The following is a 16,064-nucleotide window of genomic DNA, read 5'->3' as shown; positions in this document are numbered from 1 at the left end:
ATTAATCTAACCTCTTTTTTATAACCACAATAGAATGCAAAACAAAATGGCCACAGCTCTATAGAATATAGAGCAATGGCCGCTTAAAATTTATGTTATTTTCAAGGTCGGCAGTCAATTGCTTCACAATTTTATTTAGTACATATTTAGAAATTAATTTAAATCATTATTATATTCATTATGCGAAGCTTCATCTTTAATTTCTGAGCGTAAACCGTCGATACTTTTTCTCCGTCTTTCATTTTTATCCAATATTTCATTTTTTTCTTGGGCACTCAACTCTTCTGAGTGAGCTTTAGTGTAGTCCTCAGCTTCATTAATATTCTGAAGTGTATTGTCAATGTTATTTTGAATTTTTCTCACATTATCTGAACGGTTGTCTGGTTTGGCATTCGTCATATTATCCCTCCTAAGATTAATTCTTTCAGTATTTTCTCCTAACACTTCGGAAATATTCTTACTAAGTTTTTTTCGCTATATAATGGATCATAAATTGATTTATGGTGCCCGTTTTCTAGACTATTTTCGTTAAATATTTTATACAAAAAATTGAATAAGTAGAAATTTTTTTAGAAAAGATTAGATGTAATGTAGTTTGATTTTTAATTGATATGAAGAAGAAAAACTCTACTTAATTGCTATTACACTCCTCTTAAAAGATATTGAGAATCCTTCCGTACATCAAAAGATACTCACTCTTTCCATTTCATAACACACATTTTTGATGGCTGCAGTGACGAATCCCTAATTCATCTATTCATATATCCTTTACCCGGTGTTATGTGAAAACTCTCCTATGAATATCTATTAAAACTTTATCCTTTCTTTGCAATAAAAAAATCCCCTCCAAGTAGCATTCTTCCTTCATGGTAAGATGAAGGCTTTTTTGAATATCTACTTTAAGGGGACATTAATCAACTGGTAAACTTTAATAGTACCACTTCAAGAATGATTTACTTTGTTTAGTTATTTTAGGGTAGTAACAAATGTCATTGTGTTTTTTTCTATAAAAAAACTCTTTCTTACATGCCCGATTATCTGTCTCTTTTCGTATTCTTCAGCTTTGATTTTAGACTATCGCCAATTAATTCTAATCAAACGGAATTTACACCAGGTGTTTAATTTTGTGCGAATGATATCTCTTTTGATTTGAGTTGAAAATGAAATGGCCAGATTCATTCTATTCTTCATCACTCGTATCCGGTTGATCTTCTTCCGCAGGAGGATTTTCTGTTTCACCTTGAGGCTTTTCCTCTTCCGGTTTTTCTTCTGGTTTGCTATCCGTTTCTGTTTCCTTATCTGTTTGTTCCTCTTTAGGCTCGTTTTCTTTTACTTTGTCCTCTTGTTTTGGCTTCTCTTCTTCCTTCACTTTGCCAACTTGGACTTTGCTTGAAGGTGAAGATTCATTACCGGCAATATCAACTGCTGTAACATGGTACTCACCATTGCCACCTTTATAGCCTAAGGAGTCACCGGCTTTTATACTGGCTACTTTTTTACCGTCTTTATATACACGATAACCAATGACGTCATTTTCAGGATGTTGCCCCCAAGTGATGGAGTTACCTGATGCTTTAGCATTTGGTGCAGCTGGCTTTTTGCCATTTTCACTCATTTTATCGGCTGCAACGAGTACTTTAGCCCATTTATCCCTTTTCGGCAATAAATCACTTGGGTTCGCTCTAATGCCAAATAGTTTTTCAATATAATCGGCATCTATGACCATACCAGGCTCAGAAAATTCCGCTGGTGTGGATTCAAGTGCCAAATACTTTTTATCCCCTATATAGACAATTCTACCTGTTCCAAGACTATCATCTGATTTAGACGGAACATATTTTGCATTAAAGATGTCAGTATCAACAAGTCCTGCTTCAGAGCAAGCTTGAGAAGGGATTAAACCACTAATTGCACAGAATGAGCGACTGACTATACCATCAGGTCGTTTAAAGGTTTTATCTGGCTTCATGAGTTCAGGATTTACATCATAAGCAGCGTTCATCAAATCAGCCCATAAGTAATTATTACGTGCGCTATAAGATAAACTACCACTTGCTTTTAGAGACTTAGGCGTATCGTAGCCACTCCATAGACCAGCGGTTACATTTGGGTTAGACGCGACGAACCATGCATCTTCAAAGTTATTACCTGTCCCTGTTTTTCCTGCCCAATCGGCACTAAATTTTAAACGGTTTTTAACAGCAGTGGCTGTCCCACTATTAATAACCCCACGCATCACATCTATTGTTAAGTAAGCTGTTTGCGGAGTAAAGACTTCTACTTCCTTCGTTTCATGCTCGTAGATGACATTGCCTTCTTTATCAGTAATCTTATCAATCATATAAGCATCTACGAATTTACCGTTATTAGCAAATGTAGTAAATGCATTCGTATTTTCCTCAACGGAAACACCATTTGTTAATGAACCTAATGCAGCTGATCTATTCGTTTTATCTTCTGCGGTTAATGTGGTTATACCCATCTTTTCAAGATATTGTGCCGGATTTTGGCTCAAAATATCGGTATAAAGTTTAACCGCTGGGACGTTATAAGATTGTTCAACGGCATACCTTGCTGAAACTAAACCATGGTAGGTAAAAGAATAGTTTTTTGGCCAATAGTCACTTGAACCTGGATTTAAGCGCAGTGGCACATCGGGAAGAATACTTCCTGGTTGTGCTGCACCAAGTTCGAATGCAGGACCATAAACAAGTAATGGTTTCATGGTTGAGCCGTTTGGTCTTAACGTATCGGTTGCATGGTTAAGGTCTTCATTTAAGGATACACCCTTGCCACGACCACCAACAAAGCTCAGAATTTTCCCTGTACTGTTTTCAATAAGTTGTCCACCAACCTCCACTGGTTCCATTACTTCTTTTTCTTCACCATCGATTACATAGGTTGCACTTTTGGCTGGGCCGTAGTTAGGATAATCTTTAACAACTTTTTGCCAAGCTTCATAAATATCTTTATCAATAGTTGAGTGAACATGATAACCATTCTGTCTTAATGCTCGATCAGCTAAAATAAGATATTCGTTTTTAAGGTCACCAGTTAAATCAGCTTCTTCATAGCCATCTTGTTCTGCTAAGATGGATGCCAAAAGCTCCTTGGCGCGGTCTTGAATTTCATAAGTTAAATAAGGGTATTTTTCAATTGCATCATCATTTTTCGGTTTTCTAAAGTCAGCAACAATATCATACTCACTAGCTTCTTTATATTCTTTTTCAGTAATTCTTTCATCATCGTACATTCTCTTAAGTACGACTTTCATACGATCAATGCCTGGTTGTAGAGACTCTTCATCCTTTAAGCCACCACCTTGTTGGAATGGTGTATAACCAAAAGGTGACTGAGGCATACCAGCAATGAAAGCTGCTTGCGGTATAGACACATCTTTAGCATCAACACCAAATAAACCTTGGGCAGCAGCCTGAACGCCAGCGATATTTCTACCTTCCGCATTGCGGCCAAAAGTAGAGACATTTAAATAAGCTTCAAGAATCTCCTCTTTATCGAAATAATTCTCTAACCTTAATGCGAGTAAGATTTCTTTTGCTTTTCGATCAAAAGAAACTTCGTTTGTTAAGATCTGGTTTTTTATCAGTTGCTGAGTTAATGTACTTCCTCCAGATTGAGTAGAGGCGTTAGTTACTTCTTGAAACAGTGCACGTAGGATAGCTTTTGGCACTACACCTTCGTGCTCATAAAAGTACTCATCCTCTGTGGCAATAACAGCATCTCTCAAATATGGTGAAACATTTTCTAGCTTCACTTCTTCTCTTTCAAGGTCCGTTCTTACATTTCCTAAATATACATCACCAGCGAAATATAATTTTGAGGTTTCCTCATAATTATAGATATCTTTTTGCATATTTTCATAAGAACGAAGGGGTTCATCTTTAACAAGAGAAGCAAAATAGCCAATACCTGTGGCACCTGCAAATGCCCCACCTAAGATAACGGTAATTGCAAGTATTAATAATAAGTTCCATATAACTTGATATGTAATACGTGCGCCTTTTTTGGTTTTATTATGAGTTAAAAAACCGAACGCGGCTTTTGCTTTTTCTTTTATCTTGCTGAAGGTCTCATTCATTCGTTCATCCCTCCTAAAATCAAATACATTATAGCATAACCTAACAGGTAATATGACAAGGTTCGTCATAAAGTACAAAATTCATATTTTTCCTATTGGGATGAAAAAAAGTTAAAAAAACGTCATATTGACATTGGTTATTCTTTTATGATAAAAATGCATTATTACGATTCAATTTAATATTAGCGTTGATGGGTCATAAGTAGTCATTCTATCCCTGTTTTCAGAAAGTCGACGGTTTGCTGTGAGTCGATACAAATAGAAGTGCGAAATACCTCCCGGAGCTTTTACTGCGAATGAATATATCTAGTAGTAGTAAACGGTATTTCCGTTATCAGTGAAGAGTGGAGAATAATAGTGTTCTCAAACTGGGTGGTACCGCGCAAAGAAATGCGTCCCTGCAATGAGCAGGGGCGTATTTTTTTTGGATAAAAATTTATCTTTTATGAAATAAAGGAGGAAAAGTGGATGAATTTATTAGAAGATTTACAGTGGAGAGGCATTATTTATCAACAAACAGATGAAGAGGGGATGAAGGATCTTTTAGAAAAAGAAAAGATTTCCTTATATTGTGGGATGGATCCGACTGGTGATAGTATGCATATTGGTCATTTATTACCCTTCTTAACATTGAGAAGGTTTCAAAATGCTGGGCATCGTCCGATTGTGTTAGTAGGGGGGGCAACTGGGTTAATTGGTGATCCAAAGGCGACAGAAGAAAGAACACTACAAACGATTGAGAAAGTACAAGAAAATGTTGCTTCTTTATCACAGCAATTAGAACGTATTTTTGATTTTGAAGGAGATAATGGAGCGACATTAGTCAATAATTACGACTGGACATCGAGTATGAATATTGTCACTTTCCTCAGGGATTACGGTAAACATATTGGGGTTAACTATATGTTAGCTAAAGATACGATTGCTAAAAGATTAGAATCAGGTATTTCTTTTACGGAATTCACTTATACGATTTTACAAGGGATGGACTTTAAGCATCTTTATGAAAATCATCAATGTAAAATTCAAATTGGCGGCAGTGATCAGTGGGGTAATATTACAACTGGGCTTGAGCTTATCCGTAAAATGGTTGGAGAAGGTGCAAAAGCATACGGTATGACCATTCCGCTTGTGACAAAAGCTGACGGTACGAAGTTTGGAAAAACAGAAGGTGGAGCCATTTGGTTAGATGCCGAAAAAACATCACCTTATGAGTTTTATCAGTTCTGGATTAATACAGCAGATGCAGATGTCATTAAATACTTGAAATACTTCACATTCCTATCACGTGAAGACATCGAAGCTTTGGAAGTAGCTGTCCAAGAAGAGCCTCATTTACGTAAAGCACAAAAGGCATTAGCAGAAGAAATGACGAGACAAATACATGGTGAAGCAGCATTGAACCAAGCGCTGAAAATTACTGAAGCCTTATTCAGTGGACAAATTAAAGAGTTAACCGCTGCGGAAGTAAAGGAAGGGTTTAAGGATGTTCCTTCTTATCAACATACTGGAGAGGGCAATATTGTTGACTTACTTGTAGAGGCTAAAATTTCGCCTTCTAAAAGACAAGCGAGAGAAGACGTAACGAACGGTGCAATCTACATTAACGGTGATCGTATGCAACAGGTTGATTATCAGTTGAGTGAGCAAGATAAAATAGAGGGTCAATTTACAGTTATTCGTCGCGGGAAGAAGAAATATACATTAATTCAATATTAAAATGAAGTAGCCTATTTCTAAAAATTAGAGATAGGCTACTTATCTTTAGTAAACAGTTTTTCTGCATTTTTTTAATGCTATTAAGCGTATTAAGCGTGGCCGATTATAGCGTTGTACGATAATAATAGGTAAATTAAATATTAATGCATAGGCAATCATTACCCAACCTGCCCAAATGGGGTTCCAAATGAAAAATAAACATGCAGGTGGTATGGATAGCCAGTGGGTGAGCTCTGCTCTTCTAGATTCATATAAGAAAACTTCAAGGTCTGACAGAGAAACACCCTGTAAGTTTTGTTTTTCGTATCCTTTAGAAATAATATGCTTACCATCTGGAATTTTATGTTTCCACTGTCTTACCTTAACCAGCCATTGCCAAAGCTCTCCGTTTTTCTCCCATTTTTTTGATTGATAAAGATGAGAATCATTTTTAAACCAACGGAGTGGTAGAGAAGCTAGTAAAAGAGATAAACTGATGTGAATGAAACCCCATGCAAGAATATTAACTGTCAAAAGAGCGAGTGGTGTAAGGGTGAAAATCGGAAAAATATTCATACTTTTACCTTCCTACCACGCCAGTTCACCCTTTTTTTAATTCGCGTTAAATAAAGAGAATATACAAATGTTAGTGTAAAGAAACAAAATAAAAATGGATAAAGGACAATACTCGCTATATGAAAACGACCGATTTTTTGAGACTGCAAAATAAGATGATAGATGTAAAGAAGATAAAATCCTAATGAAATAAGTAATAAGCTAAGACTGCTTTGCCATAGTGACAATAAGATGAATGCAACGGAAGAAAAGGCACCGGCAATCCATAAACTTATTAGTATGGTAATAAAAGAATGAGTAGCCTTTGAAGCTGTAGCAAAGCTTTTAGTCCAACCTTCAATCAAACCTTTGATCCCCTCTGGGTACATACGAAAGCTGATAAGGTCTTTACCGCTAATACAATGGACTGGGAATCCCTCTTTACTAAAAATTCCTCCTAACACAAGATCATCCATAATCGCTTCCCCGACTTTTTGATGCCCGCCTGTCTGTAGATATTCATGTGTATTACATAAGATACACGGACCGAATGCACCTGCAGGTGGTATTTTTTGACGAAAAATGGTAAAGACATTCATGCCTGCAAAAACAATCATATTAAATAGTAAGGATAAGTTTTCATAGGATTTTTTAATACGATGAAAAGGCTGTACAGAGAGAATACCGGTTTTTCCGTATCGTTCATATGTTTGCATTAAATTCTGCAAGCTATCAGGATGTTCAAAGAATGTATCAGCATCAAGGAATAATAAGAAATCACCATTCGCTTCGTTCGCGCCAAGCCAGCAGGCCGCTGACTTTCCTTTCCAATTTTCTCTTAATGTGTTGGTATTTAAAACCTTTGCACCGTAATGCATAGCAATAGAAGCTGTGCTATCTACCGAACCATCATCGATGACAATAATTTCTCTTGGCTGCATAATTTGTTGCTGTAATGAAGTGAGTAAGTTCGGCAATCGTTTCGCTTCATTTCGTGCGGGTATAATGATAGATACCTGTTCTATAAGTGGTGAAACCAGTTTTGTACTTTTTTTTTCAGCAGTGGGAATTTCCCATAACATTAGCTTCCCAGAAAGGAGGCCAAATATAATGAACAAGACAAGTACGGTGAGAATACCGGTCAGAACCATGAATGTTACGCCCTTTCTTTTTCAGCAGTCATTATTTTATCACGCACTTGCATACCGCTAAGTGTGACCATTGGCATACCGCCACCTGGGTTTACGGTTCCGCCTGTGAAAAATAAATTCTTATACTTTTCACTTTGTTTAGGGTGTTTAAAGCCTTTGTTTTTGCTCTTATCAGAAACGGTTCCATAGATAGAACCACGATGAGAGTTGTATTTTTCTTTGATATCTTCAGGCGTCCAAAAATCCTCTGTAACAATGGATTGGCGTAAATTAGTCAATCCCATTTCTTCTAATTTAATGAGTACAGTCGTCCTTAAGTGCAAATAATCCTCTTTTGTGAAGGGCTGATCTTGGATATACGGGATATGTGGCAGCACTTTAAGATTTTCATGGCCAACTGGAGCCTGACTTGGGTCTGTTTTATTGACATTGACTAAATAGATCGTTGGATCATCTGGTAGTTGTTTTTTATGAAATATTTTATTCATCTGCGTCTTTAAATCTCTTGAGAAAAAGAAATTATGATGACGTAATTGTGGGTATTGATTTTTAACACCAAGATGAATCACTAAACCTGAGCTAGAGGGCTCAAACTTTTTTTCAAGTTTATTAATGTAGCCTATGTTTTCATTCAATAAAAATTGATAGGTTGGAATGACTTCCATATTGGAAATATAATAATCAGCCTTTAGGGTGGTACCATCTGCTAGAATGGCTTCTGTGACTTTATTTTTGCTAGTAGATAATTTTGTTACCTCTTGACCGTGGTAAATATGAACACCAATTTCTTGAGCAAGTTTTGTTAAACCTTCTGCAATTTTGTGCATACCACCAGGCACATACCATACCCCTTGCTTATGCTGCATATAAATCATCATATTAAGTATAGCTGGTGCATCATAAGGTGAAGAGCCAACATATTTGATAAAATAAGAGAGCATTCTCTTGAGATGATGATGACTAATATGATGCTCGATGGCATCATACATTGTGGAAAATAAATCAAACCCTCTAAGTGAGCGGATGATTCCGTGATGTTTGATTACTTCTAATGTTGAATCAAGCCCATGCTTATAGTAACCTTCATTAGTCATTTCATATAACCCTTTACAATAATGAAGGAACTGCTCATATTCTTCTATATCCTTGGATGTTAAATCATCATTTTCAGTGAGCATTTGTTCTAAATTTGAGAAGAGATCAAGCATTTTTCCATCTGGAAAGAAAGCACGCCATTGGTGTGCTACTTCCTTTATTGGAATATATTCAGACATCTGTTTGCCACTGCCGTTAAACAATCTTTCAAAAATATGCGGCATGGTTAAAATACTTGGTCCAAGATCAAAACCAAACCCATCTTGCTCAAGCCTATTTAATTTTCCACCGAGGTGAGCATTTTTTTCATATAATGAAACTTGAAAACCGCTCTGTGCTAAGGAAATACTAGTGGACAGTCCGCCGAGTCCACCGCCGATGACAATGGCTGTTCGCTTCATTAATTATCCCCCTTAATTAGCTAAATCCATTCTTGTATTATTTAATATATCCGCCACATCATCATAGATCATCGCATGCTTTTCTTTAAAACAGTTATATTGTTTGTTTCTAATTTGTGCTAAGTAGCTTCTATAAACTCTTGCAGCGGATAATACTTGGAATTGAGAGTCACGATCAAATAGATGATAGCTCGTTTCAAAGCTGTCATATTCGCTTTCAGCCTTTTGGGCAAGTTCCTCCCATATTGAAATAAATGAAGGGTTAATCACACCTCTTGAAAGTTCTCCAGTTGAATATTGATATTTTACTAGCAAATTTTCTGGGATATATATACGTTGATGATTGCGATAATCTTCACCAATGTCTCGTAAAATATTTGTTAATTGCATAGCATTTCCTAATTTAATAGCTATTGGTCTTAGTTGTTGGTAATGCGTCTTAGCGATAATAGGTAGCAGCATAAGGCCGACAGTTCCGGCTACATGATAACTATACTTCAACAACTCATCTATTGTACGAGGGGCTTTGAAGGAAATATCCATTGCTTGTCCTTCTAATTGTTCAAAAAAAGGTTGAATATTCATTTCATAGCGGTTAAATACATCTCGTAATGCTCTCCATAAAGGTAAATCTAGCTCCTTATTATGTTGAAACAGGACAAGTTCATCGTGTAGTTGCTCCAGACGGTTAACTTTTTCCGCCGTACTGTCATGAAGGTCGACTGCATTATCTGCCATTCTACAAAAAGCATAAATGGCATACACTGCATTCGCTTTTTCCTTCGGTAGATGAGAAAAGGTATAGTAAAAACTATTTGAATAGTTTTGAATGATTTTTTCACAATAATAATAATCGGCTAATAGCTGCTGATTCATTACATGCCCCCCTTAAATTTTCTCGTATGCTTTCTCGTCATCTAATATAAGCTCCTCTGAGGCAATTTTTGCTGATAATAATACAATCGGTACGCCTGCGCCAGGATGTGTACTACTACCGGTAAAGTAAAGATTTTCACAATAAGTAGCTTTACTTTGCGGGCGTAAGTGATTGCTTTGGGTCAAATTTGGTCTTAATCCAAAACACGCTCCATTATAAGCGTTAAATCGATGTTTGAAATCCATTGGAGTGATATGTGTTTCAGAAATAATGTGTTCTTCAATATCTTCGAATCCAGGCATGGTTGATAATTTTTTCATGACTTGCTCGCGGTAGTGTTGCGAGGTTTCATGCGTCCATTCATCCTTAGCTGTAGAGAGCTCAGAAACAGGAACAAGTATATAGAGACCATCTTTATCTTTAGGTGCCATTGTTTCATCAAGTTTTGAGCCGATATAAACATAAAAAGAGGGGTCATTTAATTGATTACCTTCGAATATATCGTCAATGTTTCTCTTTAAAGATTGACTAATATAAAAATTATGGACAGTGTCTAGTTGCTCCACTTTTTTATCCAACCCTATATACATGAGAAAGCAGGAACATGAATATTTCATTTGATCAATCTTTTTATCTGTATATTTCTTTCCTTTAGTGCGCTGATCTTGAATGAGGTGTTTCATGGCATGAGGAAAGTCTGCGTTGCACATAACATAATCAGAATGGACAACTTGGTTGTTTGCCTGTATACCATATGCTTTGCCATTTTTTATTAAGATCTGTTGCACGTCGCAGTTGTAATTAATTTTACCTCCTAGTTCTAAGAAAAGTTTTTCCATTGATTTTGCCATCGTATGCATTCCACCTTTTATAAACCAGACCCCATAAAGTATTTCAATCATTGGGATAATCGTATATAAAGATGGTCCAGTATAAGGAGAAACCCCAATATATAATGTTTGGAAGCTCAGCATACTTTTTATTTTGTCATTTTTGATGTACTTTCCAATAAATGAATCTGCACTATCTAATGTTCTTAATTTGAGAGCTTGCCTCAATACTTTGGGGTTGTAAAAATCTTTTCCATTCCTAAAAGGTTTTTGTAGAAAGTGTTCTTTGGCAACTAAAAACCGTTTGTATATTTTTTCTAAATAGGTGAGGAATCCATGGGCATCTTTCTCATCAATATCTTCAAGTGTTTTCATTAATTCAACTAAGTTTGAGGATATTTCATAATGATCTTGAGACTGTTCACTGAAGAAAACAGCGTACATCGGATCGAGTTTTTGCATAGGAATATAATCATTAGGATCTCTTCCGGCAAGTTCAAATATCTCTCTGTATAGTTCGGGCATCATCACGATAGTCGGCCCGAGGTCAAATGTGAAGCCATCTTTTTCGATACGATTCATTTTACCTCCAGGATTACTATCTCTTTCATAAATTTCTACATCATAGCCTGCTTTTTGTAATCGTATCGCACTAGCTAATCCTGCAACACCTGCTCCGATGACTACAACACTTTTTGTCTTTTCCATTGCTTCGCTCCTTTTTTTTCTGTACCTAATGAAAAGGAGAAAGTCTAGAATTTAAGTGACACATATGTCACTTAAGTTAAAAAAAAACCTTTCCTTTTACAATAGATAAATATCCTTAATAGTCTTATTTCAAACCTTTTTTTAAAAATTTATTTATTCTAAGATTTTTTCCCTTTTATCTCATATCATTTTTAATATTTATCTCTTTATCTATATATGTTGCTGAATAAAAAAATAGTAGAAGAAATTGAGTGGACCTGTTTTGTATAGTAAAAAAGCAAATAGAAGCTATAGCTCTCTATTTGCGCGATATTTCTTTAGCTTCCTAGCAGCAGATGCTTGGCTAATTCCTAGTAATTCAGCTACTTTATAGCTTGAGGGATATTGTTTATACGTATGTAAGAGAATATGTTTTTCAATTCTTTCTATTCTCTCTTTTAAGCTTTCATTATTCTTTTGTAGTGGTAAGTCAATAAGGTCTGGTTCGATTTGCTTGTTCTTAAAGAGTGCTTGGGGTAGGTGACTTGGGTAAATAATGACAGAATCAACTGTTAAGACAAGTCTTTCTATTAAATTCTCAAGCTCGCGCACATTTCCTGGCCAATGATACTCTGTTAAGTATTCGTAAGTCTCATTATGAATCTCTTTCTCCATATGATATTTATTGTTCATGATGGACAGATAATGACTTACTAAAAAGATGATGTCTTCTTTCCGTTTTTTTAAAGGGGGAATTTCAATGGGAATTACATTGATACGATAATAAAGGTCAAGGCGGAAATCACCTTTATTGACCATTTCCTCTAATGGGCGATTCGTGGCTGTAATCAGTCTGAAGTGACTCGTTCGCTCTGTATTACTGCCAACTCTTTTAAACTTCTTTTCTACAAGTACTTTTAATAATTTGACCTGTAAGGATAACGACAATTCTCCAATCTCATCTAAAAATAATGTGCCATGATGTGCTTGTTCAATTAACCCTTTTTTTCCATGCTTATGGGCCCCAGTGAAGCTCCCTGGTTCATAGCCAAAAAACTCCGTTTCGAATAAACTTTCTGGAATGGTACTGCAGTTAACCTCAATGAATGGTTCTTTTTTTTCTTTACTTAGTTGATGGATTTTTCTTGCCCACATACTTTTTCCAACACCAGATTCACCTAATAATAAGACGGTTGCGTTTGTATTGGCTACCCGATGAATCGTTCGTTTGATTTCTTCCATTTTTTTGTTACGATATTGGGCATTTTCTTGTTCTCTAAGTGCTTTTACGACCTGCTGATAATTTTGGATTTGTCGCTCTAGCTCTTTATATTGTAAATGAAGTTTATTTATTTCTGTTTGATCTTGAGCATAGCTCACTACGAATTGTATTTGATTGTTATTATCAAATATTGGGTAGGCGGTAGTCATAATGATTTTTCCTGTTAGCGTTTGCTGCATCAGTTCTACTTGTTGTTTCTTTTTTATTACTAGTGCTGTAATTGAAGGGTTAAATACGCCTTTTGCCTCTAATTCATAAACTGTTTTACCTAAGCAATCTTCTTGCCTTACACCATAAACAGACCAATGTTTTGGATTGAAATATAAGATTTCGCCTACGCCATTTGTAATTGTAATATTATTATTGGATGTGAGAACGATTGTTTCTATTAAATGATGAAGTGATGAATTTTCCATATAAAAACTCCTTTGCATATAAACCTCTCTTTAATTATACAATAATTCAAAATATAATTAATAATTAATTTATTGATTAAAAAAGTCAAAAATGAATTATTAAATTCATTAATGATAAAGAAGTTTCTTCATTTAATAAGTTTTATAAATTTGGCATAAGAATTGCATTATAAATAGTAATATTCTAAATAATCACATAATGGAGGAATTGACATGACGACATTATTAACCACAGAGTTATCTGAATTAGACAAGAAGCATTTTATCCATCCAACTAGCTCAATTGCCCAGCAACAGGCGGAAGGTCCGAGCCATATATTTACAGAGGGTAAGGGCGTATATTTGACAGATACAAACGGACATAAAGTTATTGATGGTATGTCCTCGCTTTGGAATGTCAATATAGGCCATGGTGTGAAGGAAATGGCTGAAGCAGCTTATGAACAAATGTCTAAACTCGCCTTTACATCTAATTTTAGCACTTTTAGTAATGAGCCAGCGATCCGCTTAGCAGAAAAGTTGTCAAAAATACTACCAGGAGATCTGAATGCTGTCTTTTTTACATCAGGGGGTTCCGAATCAAACGATACGGCATTTAAATTAGCAAGACATTATTGGATATTAAAGGATCAACCAGAGCGCCAAAAAATTATTTCCCGGAAAATGTCGTATCATGGTGTTGCAATGGGGGCTACAAGTGCTACAGGGTTAAAACCGTTTCGTGATTTTACAAATGCTAATGCGCCCCATTTTCACTATGTAAATTCGAGCGTAGAAGAATTCCGTACATTAGTAGAGAAGGAAGGACCTGAGACAATAGCCGCTTTTATTGCTGAGATTGTTCAAGGTGCAGGCGGAGTCAACCTCCCACCAGAAGGCTACTTTAAAGAGATAAGAAAAATATGTGATGAATATGGCATCTTAATGATTATCGATGAAGTCATTACTGGCTTTGGAAGAACAGGAAAATATTTTGCCATTGAACATGAAGAGATTCAACCAGATATGCTTTGTTTTGCCAAAGGTGTAACAAGTGGATATGCCCAATTAGGTGGAGTTGCACTTAATGATCGCCTACACAATGATTTTAAGACTCTCTCAAAGGGCACTCTGTTGCATGGTTATACGTATAGCGGTCATCCAGTGGCTTGTAATGTTGCTTTGAAAAATATTGAAATCATTGAGAGAAATGGTCTTATTGAGAACGCAAAAAAAATGGGAGAGGAATTGTATAAAGGGCTAAAGTACTTAGAAGAAAAACATGAAATCGTGACAAATGCAAGAGGGTTTGGTTTACTTGGTGGCATTGACATTGTCAAAGATAGTCAATCTGGTGAGCGTTTTGCTGAATATTTAAGTCCACTCATTGTGAAGGAAGCTGCGAAGCTAGGGTTGATTTTGCGAACAGTTACGTATGATCATGACTCGATTGTTTTCTCACCGCCGCTCATCATAAACAAAGCAGAAGTAGAGCAGATGGTTAATATCCTTGACCAGGCGATTTCGAATGTAAAGAGAGAGGTGTTAAAAGGTTGAAGATTGATACAAATAAAAAAAAGTATATGCGCTATAACCCTGCTAATACTGATGAATTAATAGGAGAAGTAGAAGAATCATCCCTAGCGGAAGTAGACTTAGCGGCTACTTCTGCTAGGCAAGCCTTTTTAAAATGGAAAAACAAGCCTTCAATTGAACGTGGGGAAATTTTACGAGTAGCTGCAGATCTATTAGAAGCAAATATGGAAGAACTGGCTATACTTGCGACAAAAGAAACAGGAAAGGTTATAAGAGAGACGAGAGGTGAAATAGGAAGAGCAGCAGCGATTCTCCGATATTATGGGCAAGAAGGATGGAGACAAATTGGAGAGCATCTTCCTTCTGCGTTTATTGGAAAAACTCTCTACTCTTCTAGAGTGCCGATTGGACCGATAGCTGTTATTTCTCCATGGAATTTTCCAATCGCCATCCCAATCTGGAAAATGGCCCCAGCATTAGTTTTCGGAAATACAGTTGTTTGGAAACCATCAGAGGAATCTACATTAACAGCAATAAAACTAGCAGAAATTCTGTGGCAAGCAGGGTTACCTAAAGATGTGCTACAAATGGTTAATGGTTCAGGAGCAACGATTGGAGAGGCATTAGTTCGTCATAAAGAAATAACTGCAGTTACATTTACAGGGTCAAACCAAGTAGGCAATCAAATTGCTGTTACTGCTGCATCTCAGCAAAAGAAGTACCAACTTGAGTTAGGCGGGAAAAACCCTGCGATTGTAATGGCTGATTGTGATTTATCTTTTGCTGCGCAATCATGTATAGACGGTGCAATGAAACAATCAGGACAACGCTGTACAGCAACGGGCATCGTTTATGTTGAGGAGGCAGTCTATGATTCTTTTAAAACGATATTGGAGGATACAATCAATGAATTGAAAATAGGAGATCCATTATCAGAGATGACAGATATTGGTCCGGTGGTATCAAAGAGACAATATGAAAAAGTACAATCCTATATCCAAAAAGGATTGGGAGAAGGTGCAGAGCTTGTTTGCGGTAGGAAGTCGCTTGCTGATACATATTGGCAAAATGGTTACTATATTCAACCGACAATTTTTGAAAATGTGAAAGAAAACATGACGATTGTTAAGGAAGAAATCTTTGGCCCAGTTCTTTGTTTAAGGAAAGTAGCGAATTACAAGGAGGCATTAGAAGCAACGAATTCCTCTAAATATGGCCTAAGCGCTTCTATTTTCACGAATAATCTTCACCAAGCATTTCATTTTATTCAACATGCTGAAGCAGGTATGGTTCAAGTTAATGGAGAGACTGGAGGTGCAGAACCCCAAGCACCATTTGGGGGAATGAAGGCATCAAGCTCAGGTAGCAGAGAACAGGGACAAGCAGCAATTGAGTTTTTTACAGAGATAAAAACAGTATCTATACAAACTTTTGAAACATTAGATGGCAATTAAATCT

The 16,064-nt window shown here is 36.3% G+C and carries 11 protein-coding genes and 1 other annotated feature; of the genes, 3 read left to right on the top strand and 8 right to left on the bottom strand.

Features of this window, described 5'->3' with window-relative positions; translation table 11 throughout:
* Positions 1-153: 153 nt before the first annotated feature.
* Positions 154-399, bottom strand: coding sequence for a small acid-soluble spore protein Tlp (gene tlp, locus MHI57_RS09125; RefSeq protein WP_307316780.1), 246 nt, complete (start codon positions 397-399; stop codon positions 154-156).
* Between the two features lie 781 nt (positions 400-1,180).
* Entirely contained in the window at positions 1,181-4,099 is a 2,919-nt protein-coding gene (locus tag MHI57_RS09120; RefSeq protein ID WP_307316783.1) for a transglycosylase domain-containing protein, read from the bottom strand.
* Positions 4,100-4,278: 179 nt separating this feature from the next.
* Positions 4,279-4,502 (top strand) — a binding site (T-box leader).
* Positions 4,503-4,567: 65 nt separating this feature from the next.
* Here MHI57_RS09120 and tyrS point away from each other — a divergent pair.
* Positions 4,568-5,818, top strand: a complete 1,251-nt coding sequence (tyrS, locus tag MHI57_RS09115; RefSeq protein ID WP_095372248.1) for a tyrosine--tRNA ligase — start codon at positions 4,568-4,570, stop codon at positions 5,816-5,818.
* Between the two features lie 45 nt (positions 5,819-5,863).
* On the opposite strand, the gene MHI57_RS09110 is transcribed toward tyrS, so the two are convergent.
* The 6 genes from MHI57_RS09110 to MHI57_RS09085 form a co-directional block, all read right to left on the bottom strand.
* A complete protein-coding gene (locus tag MHI57_RS09110) occupies positions 5,864-6,373 on the bottom strand; it encodes a glycosyl-4,4'-diaponeurosporenoate acyltransferase CrtO family protein (RefSeq protein ID WP_095372249.1) in 510 nt (169 codons plus the stop codon).
* On the bottom strand, positions 6,370-7,503 hold the full coding sequence (locus tag MHI57_RS09105) for a glycosyltransferase family 2 protein (RefSeq protein WP_095372250.1): 1,134 nt from the start codon (positions 7,501-7,503) through the stop codon (positions 6,370-6,372). Before MHI57_RS09105 ends, MHI57_RS09110 begins: the two co-directional genes overlap by 4 nt.
* A gap of 5 nt (positions 7,504-7,508) precedes the next feature.
* A complete protein-coding gene (locus MHI57_RS09100) occupies positions 7,509-8,999 on the bottom strand; it encodes a phytoene desaturase family protein (RefSeq protein ID WP_307316789.1) in 1,491 nt (496 codons plus the stop codon).
* Between the two features lie 12 nt (positions 9,000-9,011).
* Positions 9,012-9,875, bottom strand: a complete 864-nt coding sequence (locus MHI57_RS09095) for a phytoene/squalene synthase family protein (RefSeq protein ID WP_307316792.1) — start codon at positions 9,873-9,875, stop codon at positions 9,012-9,014.
* Positions 9,876-9,887: 12 nt separating this feature from the next.
* Positions 9,888-11,414 (bottom strand): phytoene desaturase family protein, encoded by a 1,527-nt coding sequence (locus MHI57_RS09090; RefSeq protein WP_340975939.1) that lies wholly within the window; start codon positions 11,412-11,414, stop codon positions 9,888-9,890.
* Between the two features lie 288 nt (positions 11,415-11,702).
* The gene (locus MHI57_RS09085) at positions 11,703-13,091 is read right to left on the bottom strand and encodes a sigma-54 interaction domain-containing protein (RefSeq protein ID WP_095372254.1); all 1,389 of its coding nucleotides are present in this window, start codon (positions 13,089-13,091) and stop codon (positions 11,703-11,705) included.
* A 213-nt stretch (positions 13,092-13,304) separates the two neighbouring features.
* Here MHI57_RS09085 and MHI57_RS09080 point away from each other — a divergent pair, with 213 nt between their 5' ends.
* Together MHI57_RS09080 and MHI57_RS09075 are read left to right on the top strand one after the other, a co-directional pair.
* Positions 13,305-14,627, top strand: coding sequence for an aminotransferase family protein (locus MHI57_RS09080; RefSeq protein WP_095372255.1), 1,323 nt, complete (start codon positions 13,305-13,307; stop codon positions 14,625-14,627).
* Positions 14,624-16,060 (top strand): aldehyde dehydrogenase family protein, encoded by a 1,437-nt coding sequence (locus MHI57_RS09075; RefSeq protein ID WP_322910348.1) that lies wholly within the window; start codon positions 14,624-14,626, stop codon positions 16,058-16,060. The genes MHI57_RS09080 and MHI57_RS09075 overlap by 4 nt, the downstream gene beginning before the upstream one ends.
* Positions 16,061-16,064: the final 4 nt, after the last annotated feature.

The organism is Cytobacillus sp. FSL K6-0129, from assembly GCF_038007625.1.
Lineage (GTDB): Bacteria > Bacillota > Bacilli > Bacillales > Cytobacillaceae > Cytobacillus > Cytobacillus kochii.
The sequence above is the reverse complement of the archived record's forward strand: the minus strand, read 5'-3'. Positions and strand labels throughout refer to the sequence as shown.